At 45.2% G+C, this 26,388-nt stretch carries 24 protein-coding genes; 17 read left to right on the forward strand and 7 right to left on the reverse strand.

What is annotated here, in order from left to right; all coding sequences use genetic code 11:
- Positions 1-47: 47 nt before the first annotated feature.
- Together MIC7113_RS08370 and MIC7113_RS08375 are read right to left on the reverse strand one after the other, a co-directional pair.
- Positions 48-962, reverse strand: coding sequence for a transposase (locus tag MIC7113_RS08370; protein ID WP_015181737.1), 915 nt, complete (start codon positions 960-962; stop codon positions 48-50).
- A 16-nt stretch (positions 963-978) separates the two neighbouring features.
- A complete protein-coding gene (locus MIC7113_RS08375) occupies positions 979-1,302 on the reverse strand; it encodes a hypothetical protein (RefSeq protein ID WP_015181738.1) in 324 nt (107 codons plus the stop codon).
- A 284-nt stretch (positions 1,303-1,586) separates the two neighbouring features.
- On the opposite strand from MIC7113_RS08375, the gene MIC7113_RS08385 reads away from it, so the two are divergent.
- The 17 genes from MIC7113_RS08385 (at position 1,587) to MIC7113_RS08455 (ending at position 18,178) form a co-directional block, all read left to right on the forward strand.
- A protein-coding gene (locus MIC7113_RS08385) for an ISKra4-like element ISMic1 family transposase (RefSeq protein ID WP_076612115.1) occupies positions 1,587-2,665 on the forward strand; the annotation gives its coding sequence in 2 pieces (ribosomal slippage) (positions 1,587-1,748 and positions 1,751-2,665; 1,077 coding nt in all).
- A gap of 79 nt (positions 2,666-2,744) precedes the next feature.
- Positions 2,745-3,155 carry a hypothetical protein gene (locus tag MIC7113_RS08390; protein WP_015180238.1) on the forward strand — a complete coding sequence of 137 codons (411 nt, stop codon included), beginning with the start codon at positions 2,745-2,747 and terminating at the stop codon, positions 3,153-3,155.
- 36 nt (positions 3,156-3,191) lie between these two features.
- The gene (locus MIC7113_RS36080; protein WP_015181739.1) at positions 3,192-3,350 is read left to right on the forward strand and encodes a hypothetical protein; all 159 of its coding nucleotides are present in this window, start codon (positions 3,192-3,194) and stop codon (positions 3,348-3,350) included.
- A gap of 262 nt (positions 3,351-3,612) precedes the next feature.
- Positions 3,613-5,532 carry an ATP-binding protein gene (locus MIC7113_RS38925; protein ID WP_015181740.1) on the forward strand — a complete coding sequence of 640 codons (1,920 nt, stop codon included), beginning with the start codon at positions 3,613-3,615 and terminating at the stop codon, positions 5,530-5,532.
- Entirely contained in the window at positions 5,436-10,262 is a 4,827-nt protein-coding gene (locus tag MIC7113_RS08400; RefSeq protein WP_041779948.1) for a PAS domain S-box protein, read from the forward strand. The genes MIC7113_RS38925 and MIC7113_RS08400 overlap by 97 nt, the downstream gene beginning before the upstream one ends.
- Positions 10,263-10,269: 7 nt before the next feature.
- On the forward strand, positions 10,270-10,899 hold the full coding sequence (locus MIC7113_RS08405; protein ID WP_015181742.1) for a response regulator: 630 nt from the start codon (positions 10,270-10,272) through the stop codon (positions 10,897-10,899).
- Between the two features lie 243 nt (positions 10,900-11,142).
- Positions 11,143-11,598 carry a hypothetical protein gene (locus MIC7113_RS37505; protein WP_216596369.1) on the forward strand — a complete coding sequence of 152 codons (456 nt, stop codon included), beginning with the start codon at positions 11,143-11,145 and terminating at the stop codon, positions 11,596-11,598.
- A gap of 589 nt (positions 11,599-12,187) precedes the next feature.
- A complete protein-coding gene (locus MIC7113_RS08415) occupies positions 12,188-12,781 on the forward strand; it encodes a SnoaL-like polyketide cyclase (protein ID WP_015181744.1) in 594 nt (197 codons plus the stop codon).
- A 331-nt stretch (positions 12,782-13,112) separates the two neighbouring features.
- Entirely contained in the window at positions 13,113-13,670 is a 558-nt protein-coding gene (locus tag MIC7113_RS08420; RefSeq protein WP_015181745.1) for a DsbA family protein, read from the forward strand.
- Positions 13,671-13,875: 205 nt separating this feature from the next.
- Complete coding sequence (locus MIC7113_RS08425) at positions 13,876-14,253, forward strand: hypothetical protein (RefSeq protein WP_015181746.1); 378 nt, start codon at positions 13,876-13,878, stop codon at positions 14,251-14,253.
- A gap of 234 nt (positions 14,254-14,487) precedes the next feature.
- Positions 14,488-15,468, forward strand: a complete 981-nt coding sequence (locus MIC7113_RS08430) for a CPBP family intramembrane glutamic endopeptidase (protein ID WP_015181747.1) — start codon at positions 14,488-14,490, stop codon at positions 15,466-15,468.
- A gap of 79 nt (positions 15,469-15,547) precedes the next feature.
- Positions 15,548-15,805: a hypothetical protein gene (locus MIC7113_RS37510; RefSeq protein WP_216596370.1), complete on the forward strand. Its 258-nt coding sequence runs from the start codon at positions 15,548-15,550 to the stop codon at positions 15,803-15,805.
- Positions 15,768-15,986: a CPBP family intramembrane glutamic endopeptidase gene (locus tag MIC7113_RS37515; RefSeq protein ID WP_390465315.1), complete on the forward strand. Its 219-nt coding sequence runs from the start codon at positions 15,768-15,770 to the stop codon at positions 15,984-15,986. Before MIC7113_RS37510 ends, MIC7113_RS37515 begins: the two co-directional genes overlap by 38 nt.
- A gap of 28 nt (positions 15,987-16,014) precedes the next feature.
- The gene (locus MIC7113_RS08440; RefSeq protein ID WP_015181748.1) at positions 16,015-16,806 is read left to right on the forward strand and encodes a CPBP family intramembrane glutamic endopeptidase; all 792 of its coding nucleotides are present in this window, start codon (positions 16,015-16,017) and stop codon (positions 16,804-16,806) included.
- A gap of 128 nt (positions 16,807-16,934) precedes the next feature.
- Complete coding sequence (locus tag MIC7113_RS08445; protein ID WP_015181749.1) at positions 16,935-17,222, forward strand: hypothetical protein; 288 nt, start codon at positions 16,935-16,937, stop codon at positions 17,220-17,222.
- Positions 17,223-17,242: 20 nt separating this feature from the next.
- Complete coding sequence (locus tag MIC7113_RS08450) at positions 17,243-17,614, forward strand: hypothetical protein (RefSeq protein WP_041779950.1); 372 nt, start codon at positions 17,243-17,245, stop codon at positions 17,612-17,614.
- A 48-nt stretch (positions 17,615-17,662) separates the two neighbouring features.
- Positions 17,663-18,178, forward strand: coding sequence for a hypothetical protein (locus MIC7113_RS08455; protein WP_041779951.1), 516 nt, complete (start codon positions 17,663-17,665; stop codon positions 18,176-18,178).
- 243 nt (positions 18,179-18,421) lie between these two features.
- Here MIC7113_RS08455 and MIC7113_RS08460 read toward each other — a convergent pair whose 3' ends face one another.
- Genes MIC7113_RS08460 through MIC7113_RS08475 form a run of 5 tightly spaced genes read right to left on the reverse strand, consistent with a single transcriptional unit; the run spans position 18,422 to position 26,345 of the window.
- Positions 18,422-19,201, reverse strand: a complete 780-nt coding sequence (locus MIC7113_RS08460) for a thioesterase II family protein (RefSeq protein ID WP_015181752.1) — start codon at positions 19,199-19,201, stop codon at positions 18,422-18,424.
- A 31-nt stretch (positions 19,202-19,232) separates the two neighbouring features.
- Positions 19,233-20,597 carry an MATE family efflux transporter gene (locus MIC7113_RS08465; protein ID WP_015181753.1) on the reverse strand — a complete coding sequence of 455 codons (1,365 nt, stop codon included), beginning with the start codon at positions 20,595-20,597 and terminating at the stop codon, positions 19,233-19,235.
- A gap of 57 nt (positions 20,598-20,654) precedes the next feature.
- Entirely contained in the window at positions 20,655-20,810 is a 156-nt protein-coding gene (locus tag MIC7113_RS36085; protein WP_015181754.1) for a hypothetical protein, read from the reverse strand.
- A 40-nt stretch (positions 20,811-20,850) separates the two neighbouring features.
- Positions 20,851-22,233: a cytochrome P450 gene (locus MIC7113_RS08470; RefSeq protein ID WP_015181755.1), complete on the reverse strand. Its 1,383-nt coding sequence runs from the start codon at positions 22,231-22,233 to the stop codon at positions 20,851-20,853.
- Complete coding sequence (locus MIC7113_RS08475; RefSeq protein WP_015181756.1) at positions 22,233-26,345, reverse strand: non-ribosomal peptide synthetase; 4,113 nt, start codon at positions 26,343-26,345, stop codon at positions 22,233-22,235. Before MIC7113_RS08475 ends, MIC7113_RS08470 begins: the two co-directional genes overlap by 1 nt.
- Positions 26,346-26,388 lie beyond the last annotated feature (43 nt).

The raw sequence follows: 26,388 nt of genomic DNA on the forward strand, positions 1-26,388 counted from the left end.
GCCCCCTGAATTAGAGCGAATCCGAAATGTAGCGCTCTTTTGTCACTCTAGGCAGAGAAAAAGTGGAAATCAGCAGGAGCGTCAGCTAGGGGAATGGCTCCGGGGAACCGATTCATAAAAGCAAGTAACCGATTTAAGCCCACAGAAAGCTCAGGAATAGGAAAGACTTTGAGCCAAAATTGCATCAGTTGAGAAGCCACAAAGGGTTGTACAATTAAACGGAGGTTGTTCAGCAAGTTTTTCCAACCGGTCTTGAAGTCCCAGTAACGGTGTTCGGCTAACAGAATTCCCAGCCCTGTGTTCGGGATATTAGCTAGTGGTTTCTGAAGAGTTGGCAAGGCGTTTGAATGGAGACTCACAAGTAGGTAAGCACTACAGACAAGTTCCCACCATTTTTCAATATTGGTGTAACTGGTAAGGCGAAAATCTGCCCAGCCTAATTCATTTTTACTTGGTTTTAGCCCATACTCTACCCAATTGCGTAACCTGTAAAGGTTGCCAACTTGGTGATATTTAACATCAGGGATTCTCGTCATTACAGACCAAGTTTCGTTGGGGGGAAGAGTTTGGGGATTCGTTGTAATTTCCCAGTACTGTCGTGACCGCCTTTTGCCATAAATAACTTCTCGAATGTAGCGAACTTGCTTGGTTCCATCGGCAAAAATCCGGTCAAATTTTCGCCACTTATTGTACCTTATCCTTTGATGAGAGGGCATCCAGACTCCGTGATTACTTCTTATCGCTACCACATAATCATGTTTATTGTGAAACCACTTCTTAGCAAAAGTCGCAATTTGTTGGTCATCAAAGTCAGCAATCTCTACCTGAGTAAACGGCTCAAAAATGTAGTCTCGTGCAGCAATACGACAAGTTATAATAAATTGATTGCGGTGAAATTGATTGGAAAAACCCTGAATTTGTCCTAATGTATAGTTGCTATCGGCTTCTTTAAGTTCGTCCAATGCATCCCTGTATTTTTTACCGCATTTCTTGAACTAGCTCATTGATCGTTGGTTTTAACGAGTCAGGAGTTGAAAGAGCCAGAGATTGTGCTTGCGAGAACCGTTTAATCAAAAATTCGCGCAGTCGATTCTCCTTCGTCGGCCCGCAGCCACTAATCTTGAATTTTTTATAGATTCCCGTCAGGTAAGTACTCAGACTACTCTCAGAGAGTATCAGCTCTTGTGTCGCCTGTACTCGACTTAAATCGCGACCAAAGATTACCAGGAAAACAGTCCTTTCTCCGGCAGACAATTCACCGTATTGTTCCAATTGGATCAGGAAGTTTTCGGGGAGTGACATAAGCGAGTTTTGAAATCATTTAGCGTCAGTTTAACCAAATTTTGGGCAACGCAAGGAACTTGTCAGGGCAAGTCAGGAAATGTCAGCTGAAACCCACATTCCGCAGGTTGCTGATAGAGTCAGAGGTATTTTTCAGTACTCTAGAGAGTTTTTTCGGGAGCATCCCAATTTTGCAAGAAGGCAAGAGAACGGGAAGTTTATTCGCGATTTTTACTCGCGAATAAAGGCCGACTAGGCGGATGTTGCCCTAACTGCGACAATTTAATTAGTTAGGGAGCCTCTTTATGACAATGACACCAGAAGACAAAAAACTTTTAGCCGACCATATCAAGGCGATAGCTAAAATTCTCTATAAAAATACTCCACAAGAGAAAATTGAGACGTTAGAGGGTATTGAAACAGCGGTGCGCGACCAAGTGCTAGAACATGTCAGCCCCCAAATAACCTTTTTTTTATCGGAGAAAAGACGGGAACAGAATCGGGACGCATCCGAACGATAAGAAGTTGTGTGGGTCGGATAAAAATCACTCAAAAACAAGCGTCACGTTTAGGAATTGAGCCGTATCGACGGTTAAGTCCTCTTCTGGAAAAATGCTGTTTATTACTTGCAGCAAATGAATCATTTCAAGATGCAGAGAATGACCTGAAAGTCTTGACCGGGGTAGAAGTAGGTCACAGCACTCATCATCGCCAAGCCCAGAAAGTAGAGCTATCGCCACCTAATATTAAACAAAAACTGACAGAAGTTTGTCTCGATGGTGGGAAAGTGCGTTTACGCTCACAGGAAAAAGGTAAACCCGCCTACTGGAAGGAGTATAAAACCGGACGACTACAAGGAATATATTACGGAGCCTTCTTTCAAGATAATTTTTCTCTAATTAATTGGGTGAACAGCCAAAACCTGGCTCGAACCATTTATTGCTTGGGTGATGGACACGATGGGGTGTGGAACCTATTTGCACAAATAGCCGACGACCAGACCCGACAAGAAATTCTTGACTGGTATCATTTGAAAGAGAACCTCTATAAAATTCAGGCATCGAAAAAGTTTTTAGAACAAATCGAAGCAGATTTGTGGCAAGGAGTGGTCGAAGAAGCGATTAGTAAACTCCGGAAAACTAACTATGTCGGGGCTACTAACTTTATAAGTTATCTACGTAAACATAGGCATCGCTTAGTCAATTATATGTACTTTCAAGCCGAACAATTAAGTTCGATTGCTTCGGGAGCTGTAGAGTCTGCGGTCAAACAGATAGACAAGCGGCTACAAATAGTCGGCGCTCAATGGAAGTCCCAAAATTTACCGCAAATGCTGCAACTGCGGTGCGCTTATCTGAATCGACAGCTTGCTCCAAGCGCTTAAAAAACCCAAAAACAGTATGAAAAGAAGCACGCTGCTTTTTTTCGCGAGTTACAATCGCGAATAATTAGGATTTATCTTTATGCCTCGAAAGACTTCCAAGGATATTGAGCGAGATAAACTCGCTCGATTTGAGCGTATTAAAAAGGCGATAGCAGCGTTAGAAAAACAACAAAGACAAATATTAAAACAGGGTGAGCTGGCTCCATCCGGGGCTTGGGTAGCGCGTTATCAAGTTCGGCAAAATAATAAGAAATATTGGTACTACAAATTACAAGTGCCGACTCCATACTTCCCATGCGCGACCTCCGAAGAGTTGAGTAAATACAAGCATCTGGGGAAAGCTGGTACTACTGACCATATAGATGCTGTCATGTCTGTTTTTAGGCGTTCTGTTATCGATGAGATACAGAAGCTCATCCGTTCCCTAGATGATTGCTTGCTGGATATTACTTCTGGAGCCGAGCAGGAGGAAGAAAAACCGCAGGATTGAATCTCCCGAAGTATTCGCGATTATTACTCGCGAATAATGGCTGTCCCTTTATTTTTGCACAATTGGGATGCTCTCGTTTTTTCTGAAAAAGGCGATCGCAAAAGACGTTTCCAGTATGTTATTGATGATGATAATCACAACGACTCAGCGTTGACTTCAATGAAGGCATCAAAAGCCAAGGAAATACAACGCTAATTAGTGAGCATATACTGCCGCCCAGAAATAGTGACAGATTCAACACAGCCCAATCAGCTCAAGCCACCGACTCAGCCAGCATGATAATAACGCCTCGCTTCGGTTCCCAAAAAGCGGAGGATTTTCTGTCGTTCCGGTGTCAGATTAGTAATGTGCTCCACACCATCGACAATCAATTGTGACAGTTGCGTACGTCCTGATAGAGTTTGACAAACGATATACTTTGGGAAACGGATGGCAGTCCTTCATCGGGGAGCATTCAATGATTACCCTGCCTGGAATTACTATCCACAGCAAAATTTATGAGAGCTTAGCTTCTTTGGTGTATCGGGGCATCAGAGAGCAAGATGATTGTGCAGTGATTGCCAAAGTTCTCAAGCAGGATTATCCCTCTCCTCAGGAATTAACTCGCTATCGGCAGGAGTATGAAATTACTCGTTTTCTCAACATTGAAGGCGTAGTCAAGGCATACAGCCAGCAAGACTACCAGCGCACGCTGGTTATTCTTTTGGAAGACTTTGGTGGAGAGTCTTTAGAATGCTGGATGCGGCAACAGTTAGACTTCTCTCCCATGCCGTTGTCGGTTTTTCTGAAAATGGCGATCGCCATTACTGATACTCTAGGCAAAATCCATGCGGCTCATGTCATCCATAAGGACATTAATCCTGGCAACATTGTCTTTAATCCGAGGACTGGCGTTGTCAAAATCATTGATTTTGGCATTGCCACTCGCTTCAGTCGCACCAATCCCACCTTCAAAAGTCTCCATCTTCTAGAAGGAACCCCCGCCTATTTGTCGCCAGAGCAAACCGGACGAATGAACCGGATGCTCGACTATCGCACTGATTTCTACTCGCTGGGTGCAACCTTCTACGAACTGTTGACGGGACAATTGCCGTTTCCCACCCGTGATCTCCTGGAACTAGTCCACTGTCACATTGCTACACCGCCGATTCCTCCACACGAAGTTAGGGGTATGGGGGATGGGGTGTGGGGTGTGGGCAGGGATGGTTCATCATCGACCAGGCATACAATTCCTAAAGCAGTTTCCGACATTGTGATGAAACTGATGGCGAAGAATGCAGAGGATCGCTATCAGAGTGCCTGGGGCATCAAAGCAGATCTAGAATGCTGTGCTCAACAACTGGCAGAAACGGGTCAGATTAACGCCATATCGTTGGGACTGCAAGATGTTTCCGAGCAGTTCCGCATTCCTCAAAAACTGTATGGGCGAGAAGCGGAGATTGCAGCATTATGGGTAGCGTTTGACAGAGTGACGGGGAATCGGGAATCGGAAGTCGAGAATCGGGAAAAACACCCCACACCCTACACCCCACACCCCACACCCTACACCCCACACCCCACACCCCACACCCTACACCCTACACCCTCATGCAGCGAAATGATGCTGGTCTCTGGTTACGCTGGCGTTGGCAAAACAGCATTGGTACAGGAACTCTCTAAACCGATTACCGCAAAGCACGGCTATTTTATCTCTGGCAAATTTGACCAATTCCGGCGCAACATTCCCTACAGCGCGATCGTTGATGCTCTGCAAAATTTGGTGCAGCAACTCTTGGGAGAACCCAATGAACAGGTGGAAGTATGGCGATCGCGTTTACTCACTGCTTTGGGAAGCAACGGACAAATTATCATAGATGTCATTCCCGAAGTTGAGTTCATTATTGGCAAGCAGCCCCCTGTGCCCGAAGTTGGAGCAACTGAGGCACAGAATCGCTTCAATCTTACGTTTCAAAGGTTTGTGCGGGCGTTTTGTGCAAAAGAGCATCCCCTAGTCATTTTCTTAGACGATCTACAGTGGATCGATTCTGCGACGTTGAAGTTAATCGAACTCGTCTTACTTGATGAGCAAATCCAGTATTTGTTTTTGATCGGAGCCTACCGAAATAACGAACTGACTCCAACGCATCCGGTGGTCTTAACGCTCTTAGAACTGCGAAACCAGGGAGCAGTATTTCAGGAAATCATCCTGACCCCCCTCAATCCCCCCTTGGTAAGGGGGGAAGTAAAGGGGGGTGGCAGTGGAACCTGGCTGAGATTGAAGCTCAAGATATCACCGATAATGTGGTGGAGTTGCTGCTGCGTCAGTTGCAAAAATTACCGGAAGCAACACAGCAAGTTCTCTCCATCGCTGCTTGTGTTGGGTCTGAGTTTGATTTAGAAACGTTGGCGATCGTTTGCGAAAAATCACCGAAAGCAATTTTCCAGGATTTATTAGAAGCAATACAATCTGGATTAATTCAACCTTTGTCTGAATTGGACGAAGACTTGTTGGTTCAAGAGTATAAGTTTCTGCACGATCGCGTTCAGCAAGCGGCTTATGCTTTGATTGATGAATCGCAGAAACAAGTGGTTCATCTCCAAATCGGTGGCAATTTGCTCGAAAAAACTTCACCAGAGCAACGATCCGATCGGTTGTTTGAAATCATCGATCATCTCAATCAGGGAATTGAGCTAGTCACTGCTCAACCAGAACGAACTGAAATTGCCAGATTGAATTTAATAGCAGGTCAGAAAGCGAAGGCAGCAACGGCTTATGAAGCCGCGTTTAAGTATTTCACTACAGGGATTCAACTTCTCAATCCAGAGAGTTGGCAGAGTGAGTATGACCTTACTTTAGCGCTGTACTCAGAAGCAGCAGAAGCAGCATATCTTCATGGTTGCTTTGATGAGATGGAACAATTCGTAGAAGTGGTACTCGTTCACGCTAAGACAGTGGTTGACAAAGTGCAGGTTTACGACAGCAGAATTCAAAGACATTTGTCACAGGGCAACCTGAAAGAAGCACTTAAAATTGGATTGGAAGTGTTAAAGCTTCTGGGAGTGATTTTACCAGAAAATCCAAGTGAGTTAGATGTTCGAGGCGGATTGGAGTCAACGGCTGCACTACTCGCTGAACGAGAAATTGAAGACTTGATTAATTTACCAGAGATGACTGCACCAGAACCGCTAGCAGCAATGTCAATCCTAGCGAGTATTGGAGCGACTGCGTTTATAGTTTCGACAGCACTACAGGTACTTATTGCGTGCAAAATGGTAAATTTATCGCTCGACTACGGCAATTCTACCTGGTCACCAATGAGTTATGCTGCCTATGGAGTTGTTCTATGTGGAGTTGTTAAAGACATTGAACTTGGTTATAAATTTGGCAAATTGGCTCTCGGTTCGCTAGAACGATTGAATACCAAAAAAAGGGATGCTAAAGCATTTGTGGTATCGGTTGCCCTAATCATGCACTGGAAAGTGCATCTTAGGAACACAATACCCATGCTGATTGATGCTTATCAAAACGGAGTGGACACTGGAGACTTTGAATTCGCTGGCTATGCTGCATGTGACGTGTGCTACAACTCGTTTTTCGTCGGTGAGGAACTCACCCAACTGGAACAGAAAACGGCAACATACAGCAAAGCAGTTGATCGAATCAGACGGGAAAGCCCCTCGACTTGGATTGCAATAGTGTGGCAGACCATTCTTAATTTGCTAGACAGGTCTGAGAATCCCAGTCGCTTAGTTGGTCGAGTGTGTAATGAAGAGCAGGCATTACCACACGCCCTTGAAGTTAAAGATGGAACTGCAATTCAAATGCTATATCTGCACAAAGTTATACTGTGTTATCTATTTGAAGAATATCATCAAGCTGTACAGAGTGCTATTCTGGCAAGGCAACATTTTGAAGAAGTGACAGCAACAAAGGTTTTACCTGTATTCTGTTTCTATCATTCTCTAGCGTTTTTGAGTCTATCGCTCGATGCTTCAAACTCTGAAAAAGTAGCTTGGCTAAACTGTGTTAACACCAACCAAGAAAAGATGCAGAAATGGGCAGAACACGCCCCAATGAATTATCTACATAAATTTTATCTAGTCGAGGCAGAGAAAGCGCGAGTCTTAGGGCAATTTCTTGAGGCTGAAGAGTTTTATGAACGGGCGATCGCAGGTGCTGCTGAAAATGAGTATATCCAGGAGGAAGCATTAGCTTATGAATTAGCGGCTAAGCATTATCTAGCGCGAGGTCGAGAGAAAATTGCTCAAACTTATATGAAAGAGGCGCACTATTGCTATAGTCGCTGGGGCGCGATCGCTAAAGTTAAAGACTTAGAAAAACGCTATCCACAGTTCTTTTGTCAGTCGTCTAGAGCCGCTTCCGCATCAGTTCCTATTACTGCTGAAACTATCTCTAATTCCTTCCATACTGCTTTCGATTTAGCAGCAGTGATGAAAGCTTCACAGGCGATTTCTCGTGAAATTGAACTGAAGCAATTGCTGCGATCGCTGATGCAAATTTTAATTGAGAATGCTGGCGCACAAACCGGATATCTGATTTTAGAAAACTCAGGAGAATGGTCGATTGAAGCGGCTTGTGAACTCAATGCCGAGGAGAATGCTTGTGCGACTCAGGTGTTACAGTCTACTCCAATTGCCGCTCAATTGCCAGAATCAATCATTCAATATGTGATTCGGACTCTGAAGCCTGTCACCTTAAATGATGCGACTCGTGAAGATGCTTTTATTAATGAGCCATACATTCAACAGAACCAGCCTCAATCTATTTTCTGTTTGCCGCTGCTGAATCAAGCCAAGCTGGTCGGTGTATTGTATTTAGAAAATCGGTTAGCCGCTGGAGTATTTACACCAGAGCGATCGCAAGTCTTGCAGCTATTATCGACTCAAGCCGCAATCGCCATCGAAAATGCCAACCTTTACTCAGAACTGCGGGCTAAGGAAAGCAAGATCACCCAGTTCCTCGAAGCGATTCCGGTGGGAATTGGGATCGTGGATGCGACGGGTCGCCTTTACTATACCAACCAATGCGGCAATCAACTCGTGGGCAAAGAGACTGATCCTTCCATCGCACCAGAGCAGATCTCAGAGGCTTATCAGCTTTATGTAGCGGGAACGGATCAAGTCTATCCAGCGGAGAGCTTGCCTATTGTGCAGGCATTAAAGGGCGAACGCATCAGGACTGAAGATATAGAAATTCGTCGAGATCATGTCTCAATTCTACTTGAGGCACGGGGAACACCAGTTTTTGATCAACAGGGCAATATCATTTATGCGATCGCTACCTTTCAGGACATTACGGAGCGCAAACAAGCCGAGAAACTCCTAGCTGACTACAACTGCACTTTAGAGCAACAGGTTGCAGAACGAACTGCTGCGTTACGACAAAGTGAGGCTAATTACCGCAACCTGCTACAAACCGCGAATTCAGTCATCGTTCGCTATGATCCGCAAGGACGGATTCACTACATCAACGATTATGGGGTAAAACTTCTGGGCTATGAAGAACATGAGATTTTAGGGCGAACCTTATTTGAAACCATCCTTCCAGATATCGAACTCTCTGGACGCGATATGAAACCCTTTGTCCATGATTTACTTCGTAATCCTCAATCGTACCCGCGAGGTGAGGGTGAAAATTTGTGTCGAGATGGTCGGCGAGTTTGGATGGAGTGGTCGAATCAAGCCATTTTCAATGACCAGGGAGATGTCGTTGAAATCTTATCGGTGGGCAACGACACCACCCAGCGTAGACAAGCAGAAGAGGCATTACAACGCAGTGAAGCCAAGTTCCGAGCTATCTTTGCAAACTCCCAGGTTGGCATCTACCGCACCCGCATCGGTGATGGATTAATTCTTGATGCCAATCAACGCTTTGCAGAACTGTTTGGCTTTGATTCACCCCAAGAGATGATTGGAATTGAACACACTATAGGCTATTGGGTCAATCCCAGCGATCGCCAACGAGGCATTGAAGTGATGAAGCGGGATGGGGAAGTGCGAAGCTTTGAAGCACAGTTGCAAAAACGAGATGGGACAGTGTTTTGGGGACTTTTCTCTTCCTATCTGAATGCAGGCGATGACTACATCGAAGGGGTGCTTGCAGATATTAGCGATCGCAAACAAGCAGAAGCAGCCCTACAAGTCTCAGAGTCAAAGCTACGGACTCTAATTGAGGCAATTCCCGATCCATTGTTTGTATTCTCTGCTGAAGGGCGATTCCTTGAAATAATGGTACTGGAACCAAATCTGCTATGGCAACCCTTTGAGGAGATGATTGGTAAAACTATGCATCAACTCGGAAGGGAAGAAGCTGATGAGTTTCTAGGTTATATTCAGCAGGTACTGAGAACCCAACAAATCCTCACGGTCGAGTATGGTGCGTTTCTAAATGGACGAGAAATGTGGTTTTCGGCTCGCATTGCCCCAATCAGCCACGATCAGGTGATTTGGCTGGTGCGAGATATTACGGCGCAGAAGCAAGCAGAAGCCACCTCGATTCTGGAAGAGCGTAACCGCATGGCACGCGAAATTCACGACACACTCGCTCAGTCGTTTACGGGCATTCTGGCTCAGGTGGGAGCGGCGAAACAGGTGCTAACGGATGATTTAGAAGCAACTGGGGCACATCTCGATCTGATCAAAGAATTGGCGCGAACTGGACTGACTGAAGCGCGGCGATCGGTTGTCGCGCTCCGTCCTCAGCTTTTGGAGGAAGGCAGTTTACAAAGTGCTCTCCATCGTCTCGTCGCTCAGGTTAGAGCTGCCGCAATGGATACCACTTTGTACTATGAGATTGAGGGTGCAGTGTATGCTCTACCCAGCGAAGTCGAGAGTAACCTACTGCGGATTGGGCAGGAAGCCTTAACCAATGCGATTAGACACGCCCATGCTGACGAAATTCGAGTGGAGCTAGTCTACAAGTATGATCAGTTTTTGTTGCGCGTAAAAGACAATGGACAGGGCTTTGGAGTGGGCAGTATTCCCTCCTCTGAGGGCTTTGGCTTACTCGGCATGAGCGAGCGGGCAGAGCGCATCGGTGCACAACTCACGATTCGGAGTCAACCCGGACACGGAACAGAGATTATTGTCACCATCGATCGGGAGTAAGCTCACGATGAGCCAAGCCACGACCATTCGGGTTCTAATTGCGGACGATCATGCTATCTTTCGGCAAGGATTAGCCACGATTATTAACCGTGACCCTGATATGAACGTGATTGCCCAAGCGGAAAATGGGGAACAAGCGATCGCGCTATTTGAGGAACACCAACCGGATGTCACGCTCATGGATCTGCGAATGCCTGAAGTTGAAGGAGTTGCCGCCATCGGTGCAATTCGTGCTATTGCTAAATCTGCTCGGATTATTGTACTAACCACGTATGATAGTGACGAAGATATTTACCGGGGATTGCAGGCAGGAGCCAAAGGATATCTGTTGAAAGAAACTGAACCAGACGAGCTTCTGAATGCGATTCGTACCGTTTATCGGGGTCAGCAGTATATTCCGCCCGATGTGGGAGCAAAATTAGCACAGCGACTCAGCAATCCAGAACTGAGTGAAAGAGAACTAGAAGTACTTCGCTCACTAGCACAGGGAATGAGTAATGCGGAAATTGCGGCGGCTTTGAGTATTGGTGAAGGCACGGTTAAATCTCATGTCAATCGGATTTTGAATAAGTTAGATGTGAGCGATCGCACCCAGGCTGTGATTGTTGCGGTTAAGCGCGGCATTGTTAGTTTGTAGGGTGTACTTTCGATCAAATGGAGATTCTAACTTAAGTTAGAGTCAGCCTTCTACTCTGCGATGGCAGGGTTACTCTATCAATTTGTACTATAAAACTTTTAACTCTCTATAGACGACAGCTTGAAGGCGATCGCCTATATTGAGTTTATGCAAATAGAAGTGCATCCAATCAGGCAAATCATGCTCGTGGGTGGTGGTTACCCTTTATAGCAAAAGGCAGAAGGCAGGAGGCAGAAGGCTTTTATGTTTTTTACTGGTATAGCAGTCGCCAAGGCGATTAGAACAAATGCCCCAAAGCTAATTGTCAATCCCAGCTTTTGCAATGTCCTAACGGTTGTGGCGGTTGCTATACGTGGTCGTTTAAGCCGTTCAATCTGTCCTAAGAGGCTGTTTGTAAATGATTATGAAGTCATCAATCAATACATCATTGACCTGGAAAACAACGTTGTCATTTGTAACCCTTGCCACCCTACTCATTCTGCTGATTGGCTGGCTCATCAAAAATCAAGTATTGCCAGTCAAGACAGTTATAGATTACAGCGCATGGGAAACCAACTTTATACAATTTTGGATCTGGGTGGCTATTGGAGTTGGGCTACTACTCCCTGGCATTGCTTTCTTGGTTTGGCTGCGTTATCCCGAACCTCGAAAAATTTTAGGCTTCTATTTACTAGTTTTACTTGTTCAGATAATAACTGAACAAATTTTAAGTAGCATTTTGTTTCCCAGTTTACTGGTAATTATCGGAACTATTTACACGATTTATCGGATTTGGCAATTATGGCAGAGTCAACAGGTTGTAAATAAAAATACTCAACTCAATACATTTAGCCCAAAAGTTCTTAATAGTTTATTGCATCTCTTACTACTTTTTTGGTCAATCAATTTAGCAGTTCTCTTAGTTTTGTGTTTTCCTGCCATTGTATAGATGGATGCAGAATTTATTTACCGCATCAGTACGTGATTCAACAACGGGTGGAACGGGCGAAATCGATGTTATCGAAAACGGATTTAACGAACTTTGGGGGTTTAAATCCCCGTCCCAAAACGTAATTGCGAATTGCGAATTGCGAATTGCGAATTGTTTTAACCATTGCTGATATTGCTTTCCAAACCGGGTTTTCCAGTCAGAGCCATTTGAACCAATAGTTTAAGCGAATTACTCGAATGACACCAAAGCAGGTTCGTTAATTCCACAAGAATCTGACAAATCATTGTAAGAATTTGAAAGAAGTCGAGCCTTGGAACTCAATACACTTTAAATAAATAGAACTAGGAGAATCCAATCATGGTCAAACAGCAATCTGTAGACGAACAAGCAAATGGAAAGGCAACTAGTAATCTGACACCAGCCCAGGAGTTTTTGCAAGAACTCTGGGATGAGCATCTGCGGCTTGAGTTTGACGCTCACAACACTGAAGATACTCTCGCCACGATGGTTGAGGATGCTTACGTTAACGGCATTCCGGTAATGATTGGGGGAGTAGGAAAACCGGCACTGCGCGAGTTTTATTCCAAGTACTTCATTCCACAGATGCCGCCGGACATGGAGTTGACTCCGGTCTCGCGCACAATCGGGACTAATCAACTCGTCGATGAAATGCTAGTTAAGTTCACTCATACCATCCAGATGGACTGGATGCTACCTGGCATTGCTCCGACTCTTAAACGGGTTGAAATGGCATTGGTAGTAATTGTTCAGTTTCGTGACGACAAGCTAGCCCACGAACACCTCTACTGGGATCAGGCGAGTGTATTGGTTCAACTCGGTATGCTTGATCCGGGTACACTGCCCGTTGTAGGAGTTGACAGTGCGCGCAAGGTACTTGATCCGAACTTGCCCTCAAACGCACTGATCGATCGTGCCAGCGATCGCAACTAAGTGCAGGAGCCAGCAAATATCAATGCCTAAACCCGCCATTTTGCAACCAGGATCGTACTCATCCTGGTTGTAGGAGGTGCTTCTTATTGCTGGCTCCTACACGTATTGCTCATTGAGTTTTTGACAAAGTGACACAGCCATTCACAACAAGAGGTAACTATCATAATGCTGAAAGACAAGGTTGCTTTGGTGACTGACTGTAAAAATTTTAACTCGCTATAGAAGACAGCTTGAAGGCAATTTCCTATATTGAATGTATGCAAATAGAGATGCAGTCAATGGATTGAGCAAGTCAATTGCAAAGTTCCGTACTTGCTGCAAACGTAAAAAAATGAACGACGATCGCAGCTACAGTTCCTTACTTGTACCCCCCTCAACTCAAGATTGGATGCAAGGTGTGCTGAGTGCCAAGGTCGTGCTGGTGATGTATGGAGACTATCAATGCTCTAGAAGTGCGGACGTTTACAGGATAATTCAAAGAATCAAACAAGAGCTGAGTGCTTCTTTTGGAGAAGATTATTTATGCTTTATCTTCCGTCATTTTCCGCAAACACAGATTCATCCTCATGCTCAACGAGCCGCCGAAGTTGCTGAAGCCGCCGCTGCACAAGGACAATTTTGGTTGATGCACGATACTTTATTTGTTCATCAACAGAAGTTAGAGAACGGTTACCTGATCGAGTATGCCAATGATTTAGGGCTTGATATGCCTCAATTTCTCAAAGATGTGTCTAAACAAGTGCATAGCGATCGCATCAATGAAAATGTTGAAGGCGGAATACACAGTGGAGTAACAACTGCTCCAGCCCTATTCATCAATAACATTCGATATGCCGGACGCTGGAAGATGACAGAGTTAATGACAGCCATTGTTGCTGCAAATCACTAAGCTCTATTCATAACTGGTCAACCGTTAGTGATTGATAACAGATATACAGTGAGTTCATCAAGCCTCGTGAATGAGCAACTTGTAAATGCTCGGTTTTAATCTCAGGAATAAGTGCCTCCAATGAAGCTAGCGGATTTTAGTAAGCACACCGCTGAGGCAATTCGATTTGAACTATTCAATCAATAAGTTTTACACAAGGAAAACAATGAAAACACTCTTTAAAAGAGTCACATTATTCTTCACTCTGCCTATCTGTATTTCAGGTTATTTCTCCTTGCCTGCTGCTGCTGATTCTACAGCCGACCTCATCTTGAGTACCCAATGCCAGGGCGGTTACACCATTAACATTTGGCGAAACTATCAGTCTGGTGAACTGCTTTATCGTGCCATCAGTCCTAACGGTAATTTAAGTTTGGGTGGAGGAACCAGCCAGGCGACTGAAGGCGTTCGAGTGTACAAATTTGGGAGTGGCAACTATGAATATTGGGTTTGGGATGGGACGTTGGATGATCCACAGGCTGGGACATTAGAGGTCTATCAAAACAACCGCCTTTTAATGCAACAAGCTTGTACGAGAAGCTGAACTTTATTCACTGGTGGATTGGGACTATTTCTCTGAACCAGAACCCTACCTGAGTTATCGCAAATGCTTTGTTCCCGTGGCACAAAAAAGTAACTGGAATACCTTTAGGTGGCTCAATTTACAACATGACGAGAAACCATGACCATTACGCTGCTTGATTGACAAAACTTTTCTGTAGGTTGGGTTCGCGATACTCAACTCAACCTTAGACACGCACGAGTAAAGGAGACAACGATGAGGATCAAAGCAACCCAAGGAAAGCAGGGAAGCGGAGCGGAAGGGAAAGACGCAACTTACGTCGAGGCTGCCGGGTGGGGGAAGTATCGGTGGTGGCGGTATGTTCTGGGATTAGTCATCATCTTCTTTGTGGGGCTGGTGGTCGGCGGCATCGCCATCCCCCGCATCGCGTTCCTGTTTGGCGGTCAGGAGGCGCTTGCGGCGGTCAATCGGCTGGATTACGCTGCGCTCGGTCTCGTGGGGGGCTTCGTTGCGTTCAGGGCGAGTTTTCTGTTCTTCCTCGCGGGAATCCTGATCGCCGTCACCCTCATTCACCAGCGTCATCCCCGGACGCTGGTCACAGCGCGGGAAAAGATTAGCTGGCGGCGTGTCGGTCAGGGGTTTGTGGCGTGGTTCGTGCCAGTCTGGCTGATCGCTGGGCTGGGACAGTACTTCTTGTATCCCGACACCTTCTCTTTTAACTTTGACCTCACAACGTTCGCGCTCTTCGTGCCGATCGCACTGATTTTCGTTGCGATCCAGACCACCACAGAGGAGCTTTTCTTTCGCGGCTACATTGTGCAGGGTGCGAGTATTGTTTGGTCTAACCGCGTGTTTCTGGCGCTGGTGCCAGCCACGATCTTCGCCCTATCGCACCTGCTCAACCCGGAGGCAAGTGCGGGCGGTTGGCTCACGGTATTCTTCAACTACTTCCTCGTTCCCGGTCTGGTGTGGACCGTGGTTTCGTTGATTGACGGAACCACCGAACTCGCCATCGGCGTACACTTCGCGAACAACATCGGCGGCAATCTCTTGATGGGCGTAGCCGGAAGCGCCGTAGCCGGAAGCGCCGTGACCGCGCCGACTCTATTCACAGTCAGCAAGTTCCACGCGACCTACACGGCGCTATCGATGCTGATTGTCGTACCCGTGTTTCTGGCGATCGCCTACGGGGTGTTCAAGCAGGAGTCGCCCCAATCCGTTTCTCAGAGCCACTAGAAGGGTCGTTGGTGACCCCGGCAAATCCCGAACCCATCAGCAACTGAAGTCAGCAACCCGATAAAAGGAGTCAATGATCATGCCTCGTGTTTCTTCAAATCACCTGCGGGAGTCGGGAAAGCCCCCTTCCGCATCCTCGGCTCGGTCTAGCAAAACCTCCCGTCCGGGCTGGCCCGAGATTATTGTCGGACTCGTTGTCTATTTAATTGTAGGGTTCGGAGGCGTCTCGCTGTTCAAGCAACTCGGTCTTCTCACCCCTTGGCGAGGAGCTGCTCTACCGAGGCATCGTCACCAACGCCCTGCTGCGCTACGGTCCGTTCGCTGGGGTCGTGGGTAGCACTGTGATCTTTGCCCTCATGCATGGGATCAACAGCATCTTTCCCGCTGCTGTGGTGGCTGGTCTTGCCACCGCCGAGGTCTTCCGTCGCAGTGGATCGATCTGGCCGGGTCTCGTCGTCCACTTCGTTTTCAACCTGCCCTCGTTCCTGCTGATGGTGCTGTTCACCAGCACGGGCTAATAGGACAGATCATCTGGAGATTAAACCAATGGTAATTCTGAAACAATTTGGGATTTTATTTGTATTGGGCAGTGTCGGAATTGTCATGTTCACGATCACGTCTATTCCTTTAATCGAGCAACAGTTAGCGAAACTGTCTCCAGAAAGACTGGAAAAAGTACCTCCATTGTGGACTTTAATGCTTCTGCAAGGACTACAGTATTCAGTTCTACTGGCAATCAGCATTCTAATCGGCATTGGTTGTGCCTATCGCGTTGGATTAAACTCCCATTTGATTGATCATTGGGTGTTTCATACCACTAAGTCTCCATCTTTTGCTATCGAGATAAAGTGGAGTTTGGGTGTGGGTGCAGCGGCGGCGATCGTTCTCCTGTTGCTCGATCGGTTGATGCAACCTGCTCTACCTGAAGCGCTACGGGCAGCCAATAATCCAGAGCCAAGTGGGTTGAATTTGCTTACAGCAATGTCCTATGGCGGCATCACTGAGGAAATTCTGCTGCGTTGGGGTTTAATGTCGCTGCTTGTTTGGATCGTGTGGAAAGTTCTAAAACAAGGCGTTACGTTGCCCAGTCAAGGGATTTACCAGGGTGCGATCGTTCTAGCCGCGTTGGTATTTGGACTACTACACCTGCCAGCGACTGCTGCGATCGTTCCCCTCACGACCGTTGTGATTATTCGAGCATTGTTACTGAATGGAATTGCGGGAATTGCGTTTGGCTGGCTCTTTTGGCAATACTCGCTAGAAGCTGCAATGTTAGCCCACATCAGCGTTCATGCTTTTACCTTTGTTCTTAACGGTTTACTGGCAAGGTTGGTTTAAGTTTTGGAATAGATCTCGTAGGGCTATCACTGCCCATAAAGCTTTACTGTGAAAGGTTTTAAAGATGGTGGGCGATGCCCACTACTTGAATTGATGCTCAACTCTACAGTTTTAAGGTGGTCAATCACATGATTCAATGCAAAGATTTTGCGCCTCGAATTACTGAACGGGGACCCTTCGGCGGACCTTCCGAGTATGAATCTTTTTCTGAGGTTGTGAGTGCTGTCAATCAGTGGATCGAAAGTACAACGATACAGGTAATCAATGTTGAAACCGTTGTTTTACCTGATCGGATTGAAGGCACCAGTGATGATGTCTACGGAGTGACGACCAGTAATGCTTTCCACCCAGTGATGATCAGTCAGGGGCTTGCAATCAAATGCTTTCAATGTGTGCGTGTTTGGTACAGAGAATAAGCTTCACCAGAGAAGAAAGAATGAAACGATCTACCTTGTTTACTTTCCTGTACCTCGCGCTGGGAGTCTGTCTGACGGCGATCGCGTTTGGATACCCAAACCTACCTTCGGGCCTTCAAACTAGCCTGTTGATCAGTGCAGGAGTGTCCTACATCGCTTGTATTTTCAATCCATCTTGGCGGGAGAGGACAATCCGCTTCTATCGCAGCCGCAATTCATCGGTAATCCTATCCTCGTTGGTGATTGGATTCACTATTATTTGGATAATTTGGGAGGTTCAAAGTCAGAACTGGACGATGGAAGCTATTTTACGAGCGTTTTCGCGGCTAATCGTTGTTTTACTGTTTGCTGAAAATATTGTGATTATAAGGCAAGTGAATCCTGAAAATTAGGGATGACAATCTGCAAATTTCTGAATCGCTCGATTCATCGTTCTGTTGATGAAAACCGCTTTCACAGAGGTTGAACCGAATAGTACAGATATCGAGTTGAAGTGCAACACTGGGATGAGCATTATGGTGCAGCATGAATGGCAAGATGAAACACGACAATTGGCGATCGCACCTCGCCTGTGGCTCTGGTGGACATTGGCGACTACAATTTTTAATATCGGTCATGCCATTGAATTGACAAACTTTAGTATCTCTGAAGTTCAGCCTTTAGCTGTGGGATTGGAGAGAATTGCCAGCAACCCAATAGCGGTGCTGCAAGCGGTATTGGACTGGACAGGGGGGCAGCCGTTTCTGACTCAAAAAGTCTTTCAACTGATTCAGAAGGCTTCTGAACCAATTCCCGCAGGAGGAGAAGCGCAGTGGGTCGAGACTTTAGTGCAAAAACAGGCGATCAACAACTGGGAAACCTCCGATGATCCAGAGCATCTGAGGACAATTCGCGATCGCCTTTGCCGATGCCGTTCCGGCGATCGCATCCTCAATTCGTTGAAGTTGGGCACTTAAGCACCGGGGTACAAAGCAGCACGGAAGGCGTTAGACGACTTCATAAGTAAAAATGCTTAAGTGACTCCACACATCCTGTTTATGTCCTAAATAGGTTTCATTTAGGCCCTAGTAGCTGCTCGGTATAAGACACGTTTAGACCTCAAATAGGACTCTTTTAGGGGTAGACACAGAATGGCTATTCCAGTCCCCGGTGGCGGCAATATTATCGTTCCACTGACAGTGTGGAAGCAAGCCTTGGCTCTACCTCAATGGGTCTACCTCACAGATCAGTTGGTGCAGGTCTTGGGAAAGGAGTTTTAGCAGGAGTGACTGAGCGGAGTGTAGGAAGAAGTGATTGCCAGGAAGCATATGTAGTGAGAACGCTATATTTGTCTGCTCTTGCCAAGCTTTTAACTCGTCGTAGCTCACCTCTCGATCCTGCAACCCCCCAAAAGCAGTAATAGGACAATCTAGCGGTGGCTCGGCAGTATAAGCATAAGTTTCGACAACAGTAAAGTCTGCACGTAGGGTAGGAAGGAGTAGTTGCATCAGTTCAGCATTTTCTAACACCGCTTGAGGGGTACCCTCAAGGTCGCGTAGTTCCTCCAGGAATTCGGGTTCTGGCAGGTTGTGGATCGGTGGGTCTGGATCGGGAAGTTGAGGGGCACGATGACCGGAGACATACAGCTGAACTGGATTCAAGTTGTAGTTTCTGCGGAGTAGGCGGGTCAATTCAAAGCTAACCAGTCCACCCATGCTGTGTCCAAAGAAGGCAAATGGCTTGTCTAAACGGGGAAGGAGGGCATCGGCGATCGCTTGAACCAAGGGATCGAGATTCGTAAACGCAGCCTCTGTCAACCGGAATCCCCGTCCGGGTAATTCAACAGAGCAAACCTCAACAGATGACGGTAAATTATCTGACCAAGTGCGAAAACTCCATGCTCCTCCACCAGCATAGTGAAAGCAGAAGAGTCGCAGCTTTGCTTGAGCATTGGGTTGAGGACAGATAACCCATGACTTTGAGGTTTGTGCTGTTGTCATTGTCAACTATCAATAAAATAGTTTCTATAAATTAGCAAGGTTTGGAAGAATGATTTTTTTTAAATTCTATCCAAGTCAACAAAGAAATTATCACAAAAGCCAGTGTATCTACAAACGGAAAACCATAGTAAATTCCATTAACTCCAAAAAATATTGGTAAAATCAAAAATATTGGTAAAAATAAAACTAATTGTCTTAACAGGGTAATAAATCCTGCCATTTTACCATTACCTATAGACTGAAACAAGGCAATACTACAGGATATAAAAGAAGCAAATGGTAGGAAAAAAACAACCAGGCGAAAGTTTAGTAAATCATTATAAGTAAAAGCAAAATTTGGTATTAACCAGCTAAGAAATATTTTGGGATCTAATTGTAAAGGTAGCCAGATTAGAATTAAAAAAATGGTTCCTCCTATTCCAAAAATTAAGTAGGCATCCTTGATTCTTTTATAGTCTCTAGCTCCATAATTCATACCAATTACTGGATTTAGGGCTTGCACAAATCCATATAAAGGAGTGATTACCAAGGAATATAAGCTAATCGTTGCTCCCGCGAAAGCAATATCACTATCCGTTCCATAGTAAGCGATTGATTTAAAAAACACGATTTGTTGAACTATGCCTATGACTTGCATGAGCATTACTGATGTCCCTACTGATAGTATTGTTGGTAGTAAATCTACTGCAAGAGTAATTTGTTTGGGATTAACCGAAATCAAACTTTTACCGGAAATAAAGTATGTACAATTTACAAAACAATAAACTACACCTGAGATAACTGTAGCCCAAGCAATTCCTTTAATTCCCAAATTAAATACACTCACAAAGAGAGGATTTAAAATATTATTAAGCACAACATAAATTCCAGCAAATAAGCTCGCTAGTGCAATTCTACCTTCAGCTTTTATTAACTGACTAGAAGAGACGGCTACGACCAAAAATACTGACCCCAACAGATAGGTTTTAAAGTACTCTGAACCATAGGCAGCTACTTCACCTTCTCCTCCCATAAAGGAAATTAATTCATCACTAAAACTGTATCCAAAAATAGTGATAAAAGAAGAAATAATGACACTTATAATTATCAAGGTACCAAATATTCTTGACTGAGTTTTGGTATCTCCTGAACCAATGGCTCGACTGAGGATTGAGGCAGAACCGACTCCGACGGACATGCCACATCCAATAACAATAAACGTGAGTGGCAAAGCAAGGGATATAGCGGCTAAGGCAGTTTCACCAATAAGTCGTCCGGCAAATAAAGCATCAAGAAAAGTATTCAAGGCAATTAGCAGCATTCCCAGAATACCGGGAGTTGATAACTTGAACATCAGTTTAACGAGATTGCCATTGAGGATCTCATTGGTCAGTTGAGATTGTTTGTGGGAAGTCATTCTGAATGCTGAAGTATGAAGGATGTTAGCGCAGCGAGGTGATAGCCCCGGATTAAATTAACCGCCATTCCAAATGTAGGGACTTAAAATAAAGACGCACCAATTCGACTGCTCACTTGTACTGGCTCCCTCTCGCTTGGATATTTCTTTATCTTTATCATAGAGAAAGCTGGGGACTTGAAACGATTGCTTACAAGACTTTTCATCGTTCATGAGTATTTTTTATTAGTGATTGTTGAATTATCGATCGCTGTTAAATTGAACCAACAACCAATGGCTGAGACTGTCCTTGATGCTGACGCCGACCCTGCATGAGCATTTTCACGCCACTAGCTGGGTAGCACATCAAACCCCCAAACTTCGGTTTCTCTGGTCGCTTGTCAACCAGTGCTAATTGATAGCGCGAAAGAATCGTCGCCAACACCAGCTTCATTTCAAATAGGGCAAAAGTGCCTCCGATACAAACACGAGCACCGCCGCCAAAGGGAAAAAATTCGTAGGGAGAGAATTGTTTTTCTAGAAAGCGCTCTGGCTTGAATTGTTTTGGCTCTGGGTATAAATCTTCACGCTGATGTGTGGAATAAATATTACCAGTGAGCGCTACACCCGGACTCAACTCATAACCCATCACCTCAACTGGGGACTCTACCAACCTGGGAAATGTAAATAACTGAGTCGGGTAAATTCGCAAAGCTTCGTTACAAACAGCATTAAGGTAGGGTAATGCAACAATGCTCATGGGCTCTGGATTTTTACCAAGGCTATCGAGTTCCTCAATCAGTCGATCGCGAACGACAGGTAAACGGTGAATCCAGTACAAAGACCAGGCGATCGCAGTTGCTGAAGCATCTTGAGCTGCGAATATGGGTGATAATAGAAGGTCGCGCACCTCTTCATCGCTTAATGGTTCACCTGATTCATCATGAGCAAATATGAGATCGGAGAGAATGTCAGTGTGTGAAGGTTTTGCTTGCTTGCGGCGTTCTTGGACTTCAGCGTATAGCAATTGGAAAAGTTCTTGCCGGAGGTGAAGCAGGTATCCCTGTGGACTCCACCGACCTAAATCCCGTTGTCCAAAGGGGAGTCTTGTGGCAATCTCAAACAAGGGAGAATTCGCATGTTTGAGCACAGAAACGAATAGATGCTTGATTTTGTCATAGCGCTCTCCTTCAGGCAATCCCATCACAACCTCTATACCCACTCGCAGGGTGATATCTTCGATGGTAGGGTAGGCAATAAAAGGTTTCCCGATCGCCTGTTGACTCATGATTTTTTCTGTGAGTTCGCAGATCCGTCGTCCGCAGGCTTGCATCCGCTCTCCGTGAAAAGCCTGCATTAACAGCTTGCGCCGATGTTTGTGACGGAAGCCATCGAGTTGAAGGACTCCTCGCTCTCCTGTAATCAAGGCGAAACTCTGGTTCAATGCACCGGATGCAGTGATTTCTTTGACGTTAGTGAAAATCTGCTTTATCCCTGAAGGATTGCTGACGAACAGTGTTGGTGTAGAATCAGGCATGATTATGGTGAAGATCTCACCATAGCGTTTGCACATGGCATCCAGCCAGCCAAAGGGGTCAGCTTGGAGTTTCGGATACAGTTGTCTAGCGGGAGCTTTCGGTCCTGGGGGTAGTTTCATCAGTATTCTTTACTTGCGTTCTGTATACAAGAGTGAGCCTTATCAATAAGATTTCTCAACTGTCTAGCTAATTCCTGAATATGAGGTTCGACGAACATCGAGAAATGATCTCCTGAAACTTCAATGACTTGAATAGGCTGGGTGGAACATTTACTCCAACCTAGAAAGGGGTCATCAGTATGGAATTCTGGACTCTCAAAGTCATGAATAATTTGCTCCTTAGCTTTCAAGAGAGTCATCTGGTGAGGATAAACCTGCGGAACATAATCTCGCATGGCTTGGACATGAGCTTTGAAAAGTTTGTAATAGCGGAGAAAATCCTTAACCTCTTTGTCGCTAAAGATGAAGTTAGCTTTTTTATTGATTAAATGAAATTGCTCATCCACTGGCAAATCTCGAAGTTCCTCAAAAGGAAGGGAAAAGTCAATATTATTGTTAGTTTTTAGCGATTCCGCCATGCGAAGGAAGAATTTTGCATCATCATCGTCTGCTGGTTTAACGGCTGTTTCTGATAATATGGCGTCGATGACAACTAGCAAACCTACTGTTTGACCCTGCCTTTGCAATTGTTGCGCCATTTCAAAAGCAAGTACACCCCCGTAACAAAACCCTCCTAAAAGATAAGGGCCATTCGGTTGTACCTGACGAATTTCTTCGAGGTATCGAGCTGCTGTTTCCTCCACCGAAATTATTTCAGGTTCCTCTTGGTCAGGGGTATGTTGCAATGCATAAAATGGGTAGTTCTCACCCAGTCTTCTGGACAAGTTAAAGTAAGCCTGAACACCTCCACCAGCGCCATGCATACAGAAAAAAGGAATTTTGGAACCAGAAGACTGAATGGCTACCAGATGAGAATTGGATGTCTCATGGACAGGCTGACTGACAAGGTGAGCTAGTTTTTCAATCGTTGGGTTTTCAAAAAGAGCAGACAGGGGAAGATTGTGCCCAAATCGATCGTATATTTGAGCCATTAAGCGTACAGCTAAAAACGAATGACCACCCAAGTCAAAGAAGTTATCTGTTACTCCAATCGGGCTAGTATTCAGGAGATTTTCCCAAGTCTTCGCTAAAGTCAGTTCCGTAAAATTCCGGGGAGCAATGAAGGATTTCGTGGTGTTTGGTCGGATACCGTCGTCGGTGGGAAGCGCTTGCTTGTCTACTTTACCATTAGGTGTCAGTGGGAGTGCATCTAGTACTACGAAAGCGGACGGTAGCATGTAATTTGGCAGTTTCTGCTGTAAGTCAGCGCTTAACTGTGGCACTATGTCTGGCTGATCTGTCACTATATATGCAATCAAACGCCGATCGCCTTGAGCATCATCTCGGACAATGACGACAGATTCTTGCACATCTGGATGTTGTGAGACTACAGTGGCAATTTCTTCCAGTTCCACTCGGAAGCCACGGATTTTGACTTGGTCATCATGGCGACCTAAATACTCTAGATTTCCATCGTTGAGATAACGCACTAAGTCGCCAGTTTTGTAAAGTTTGGTTCCTGGAAAAAAGGGGTTATCAATAAACCTTGCCTGAGTTAATTCAGGACGATGCAAATATCCCCTAGCTAATCCATCGCCACCAATATAGAGTTCACCAACAACTCCTACAGGCGTTAGTTGCAAATGGCGATTCAATACATAGACCAGAGTATTGTCAATAGGGCGACCAATGGGAATGCTGGTTGCTTGTTCTGGCAATAAACTAATGTCGTAGTAAGTGACGTTGGCAGAAACTTCCGATGAGCCATAGAGGTTGATCAGTTTCGCAGATGGCATTAATTCTCGGAATGTTTGAGCTAAGCTAACAGACAGCGCTTCACCACTCGTTATCCAGAGTTTTAGATGTGACAAATTTCTAGTCAGATGACTGTAGGTATCCAAAAGTAAGCGCAGCAGTGAGGGCACAAGTACGATACGCGTAACGTTGTGATGTGCCAGAGTTTCGATGAACAATTGGAGGTCTTTGAGAATGGCATCGGGAATAATCACACTGGGAACGCCCTGAAGTAAGGGAGCAAAAATTTCCCATACTGAGTCTACAAAGCTAATCGCTGTCTTCTGGCAACAAACTTCCTCTTGTGTGAAGGGATAGGTTTTCCACAGCCAGTGCAAGCCATTGACTGTACCTTGGTGAGTCCCAAGAACGCCTTTAGGAGTTCCGGTGGAACCAGAAGTATAGATAATATAAGCGAGATTATCAGCTTTTGACGGACTGATCGGGTTTTCCTGACTTTCTTGGGCAATTTCGTCTTTGTGGATGTCCAGGCATATAGTTTTGGCTTTTGATGCAGGTAGCTTTTCTAATATCTCTTGTTGGGTGATTAACACCAATGCCTGGGAATCAGAGAGCATGAAGCCAAGGCGATCGACTGGATAACTTGGGTCAAGGGGAATGTATGCACCGCCAGCTTTGAGGACAGCTAAAATTCCCACAACCATTTCTACTGAACGTTCCAGACAAATCGCAACCAAAGAAACTTTGGTTACACCTTGTTTTTGTAAATAATGGGCAAGCTGATTAATTCTCTGATTAAGTTGACGATAAGTCAGTTGCTCTGTTTGGCTAATTAATGCTAATGCATCAGGAGAATGCTTGACTTGCTGCTCAAATAGTTGATGGAGAGATGCATCTTGGGGATAATCTGCACGAGTCTGATTCCACTCAAATAATAGTTGCTCTCGCTCTTTAGCCGTGAGGGGTGACAATTCTGAGATGCGCTGTTCTTGATTCGCAACAATGTTTTCCAATAAAGCTTGGAAATTGCTGATGAATCGGGTTATTGTTACCTCTTCAAAAATGTCTGTATTGTACTCCAAAAACCCTGTTAAACCCTGTTGAGATTCAGACATCGACAGGAAAATGTCCAGCTGAGCTGTACCGCTATCGAACTCCAAAGTACGCAAGGTTAAACCAGAAATTTCCTGCGCGGGCATTGGGGTGTTTTGCAGGACAAACATCACTTCATAAAGCGGATTCCGGCTTAAGTCTCGGTCGGGTTGCAATTCTTCTACAAGCATCTCAAAAGGCAAATCCTGATGTGCATAAGCATCGAGAGTTACCTCACGCACTCGATGTAGCAGTTCGCGGAAGCTAGGGTCGCCACTGAGGTTATTACGCAACACCAAAGTATTCACAAACAAACCCAGCATCCCTTCTAATTCAGCTCGATTCCGGTTGGCAATTGGGGAACCAATTAGGATGTCTTCTTGGTCTGTGTAGTGGTACAGCAAGGTATTGAATGCTGCCAGCAGAGTCATAAATAAAGTGGCATCTTCTCGCTGACTGAATTGATTTAGTGCATCTGTGAGAGTTTTTGAGAATGTAAAGTATTGCTTAGCACCAGTAAAAGTGGTCACAGTAGGTCGCGGACGATCTGCGGGTAACTGTAGTACAGGTAGTTCGCCGCTGAGTTGTTGCTTCCAATAATTAAGTTGAGTTGATAGGACTTCACCTTGGAAGCGATCGCGCTGCCAAACCGCAAAATCTGCATACTGAATCGGGAGTTCAGCTAAGGGAGAAGGCTGATTTGTGGAGAAAGCTGCATACAGTGTTGCAAACTCCCGCAGAAACACACCCATAGACCATCCATCCGTAATGATATGGTGCATGGTCAAAAGGAAGACGTGTTCTTCGTCACTCAATCGCAGTAAAGTTGCTCTGACTAAAGGTTCTTTAGCCAAATTGAAATGTTTCTTGGCTTCTTCAGCGGCAAGTTGTTTAATCTCTGGTTCCCAGTTTTTTCCGGACAAATGCTCGAAATTGATGATGGGTAAGTTCCAGGTTAATTCCGGTACAATCTCCTGTACTGGCTCTCCATTTACAAGTGCAAAAGTTGTACGCAAAACTTCATGACGCTTAAAGATTTCATTAAGACTTTGCTGGAATGCAGTAATATTAAGCAGTCCTTTTAAATGACAGGCGATAGGAATATTGTAGAAAGGACTCCCGTGGTAAAGTTGGTCAATAAACCACAGCCTTTGTTGCGAGAAAGATAAAGGAGCCTTGTTATAGAATTGACGCTTTGGAATAGTATCAGCTTTAAATTTTCCTCCTTTCCACTTTTCCAAAAGGGCTTTCTTGGCGGGTGATAAATTGGGGTATTGCTTATCCATTTCGGAGAATTTTAATACTTGTTACGTTATAACTTGTAAAGTG

The sequence above is a fragment of the Allocoleopsis franciscana PCC 7113 genome, from assembly GCF_000317515.1.
GTDB classification, from domain to species: Bacteria; Cyanobacteriota; Cyanobacteriia; order Cyanobacteriales; family Coleofasciculaceae; genus Allocoleopsis; species Allocoleopsis franciscana.